2 protein-coding genes are annotated in these 2,100 nt (G+C 73.3%); both read right to left on the bottom strand.

What is annotated here, in order from left to right; all coding sequences use genetic code 11:
* The coding region (gene nuoH, locus EBM89_RS20390) for an NADH-quinone oxidoreductase subunit NuoH (protein ID WP_439647216.1) at positions 1–1,311 on the bottom strand (1,311 nt) is incomplete at its 3' end.
* Positions 1,312–1,337: 26 nt separating this feature from the next.
* Positions 1,338–2,100, bottom strand: a 763-nt coding sequence (locus EBM89_RS20395) for a molybdopterin dinucleotide binding domain-containing protein (RefSeq protein ID WP_147463654.1), incomplete at its 5' end; no start/stop codon positions are given.

Below are 2,100 nucleotides of genomic sequence, written 5' to 3' on the forward strand. Positions count from 1 at the left end.
GGCGGCGGCCTGGGCGGCCTGCGCGGCACGGCGCTGCGCGCGCGGCGAGGGCGGCAGCACCTGCCCGGGCAGCGGCGGCACGGGGTAGCCGCCGGCGAAGGCGTCGAACGGCCCGGTGTCGGGCTCCGGCTCCGGGGCGCGCTTGCGCTCCGGGATGAGGAACGACGCCAGGATGACGACCAGCATCAGCCCGGCGAGCGAGCCGAGGACGACGGGCAGGTCCACGGCGACGAACTGCCGCACGCCCTGGACCACGGCGACGCACACCAGCCAGACCAGCGCCGACGGGATCAGCACCTTCCAGCCGAACTTCATGAACTGGTCGTACCGGAACCGCAGCAGCGTGCCGCGGATCCACACGAACAGGAACATGAACAGCCACACCTTGGCGACGAACCACAGCAGCGGCCACCAGCCGGTGTTGAGGACGCCGTCGCCGATCCAGGACAGCGGCCAGGGGGCGCGCCAGCCGCCGAAGAACAGCGTCGTCGCGACGGCCGAGACGTTGATCATGTTGATGTACTCGGCGAGGAAGAACCACGCGAACTTCATCGAGGAGTACTCGGTGGTGTACCCGCCGACGAGCTCGCCTTCGGCCTCGGGGAGGTCGAACGGCAGGCGGTTGGTCTCCCCGACCATCGAGATGACGTAGATGATGAACGCCGGGGCGAGCGGGATCAGCCACCAGACCGTGGTCTGCGAGTGCACGATCTGCGAGGTCGACATCGACCCGGCCATGATGAACACGCTGACCAGCGACAGGCCCATGGACAGCTCGTACGAGATGACCTGCGCGGTGGACCGCACGGCACCCAGCAGCGGGTAGGTCGAGTTGGACGACCAGCCGCCGAGGACGATGCCGTAGACGCCGACCGAGGCGCACGCCAGCACGTACAGCACCGCGACCGGGAAGTCCGTGAGCTGCAGCGGCGTCAGCACCCCGAAGATGCTCACCTCGGGGCCGAACGGGATCACCGCGAAGGTCAGCAGCGAGCAGAACACCGCGATGAACGGCGCCACCAGGTAGACGACCTTGTCGGCCGCCTTGACGGTGACGTCCTCCTTGAGCAGCAGCTTCATCGCGTCGGCGAGCGACTGGAAGAGGCCGAACGGGCCGTGCACGTTCGGGCCGGGCCGCAGCTGCATCCGGCCGACGACGCGGCGCTCGAACCAGATGGCGATGAGCACGCTCAGCAGCAGGAACACCAGGATGCCGGCGGCCTTGAGCAGCCAGACCCAGAACACGTCCTGGCTGAAGTCGGCGGCACCGGGGGCGACGACGCCGGTCTCGGGCTGCACGACCGCCGGCAGGGCGGCGTGCAGGGCGGTCAGCGCGCTCACGCCGGCACCTCCTCGGTGGGGGCGGGGGTATCGGCGTCGCCGGCGGCGAGCCGGACCACGGCACCGGCGACCGCGCCGAGCGCGTCCCGGACCTGGCTGCCCGCCGAGGCGGTCGGCAGCCAGACGACGTGGTCGGCGATGTCGGTGACGACGGCGGGCAGCGTGATGCTGCCCGCGGCGGTGGACACCGTCAGCGGGGCGCCGTCGAGGACGCCCGCGGCCGCCGCGGTCGCGGCGGACAGCCGGGCGACCGGGCGCTTGGCGGTGCCCGCGAGGTACGGCTCGCCGTCCTGCAGCCGCCCGCCGTCGAGCAGCAGGTGCCAGGTGGCGAGGACCGCGTGCCCCTCGGGGACCTCCGGCGGCTCGACCGCGGCCACGTCCGGCGCGGCGACGCGGGCGCCGTCCCAGCCGGTGGTGAGCGCGTCGGCGTCGGCGTGCACGGCCTGCACGGTGCGCAGCCCGAGGGTCACGCCCATCGTGTCGGCCAGCGCGTCCAGCACCCGGTGGTCGGCCATGGCGGTCGAGGTCAGCGCCTGCGGGAACGGCCGCACGCGGCCCTCCCAGCTGACGAAGGTGCCGGGGCGCTCGACCGGCGGGGCGACGGGCAGCACCACGTCGGCCAGCGCGGTCACCTCGGAGGCGCGCACCTCCAGCGACACCACGAACCCGGCGGCCGCGAGCGCGGCGCGGGCGGCGGCGGGGTCCGGCAGGTCGCGCGGCTCGACGCCGCCGACCACGAGGCCGCCGAGCGTCCCGTCG

This window comes from Cellulomonas triticagri, from assembly GCF_003696205.1.
Classification (GTDB): Bacteria; Actinomycetota; Actinomycetes; order Actinomycetales; family Cellulomonadaceae; genus Cellulomonas; species Cellulomonas triticagri.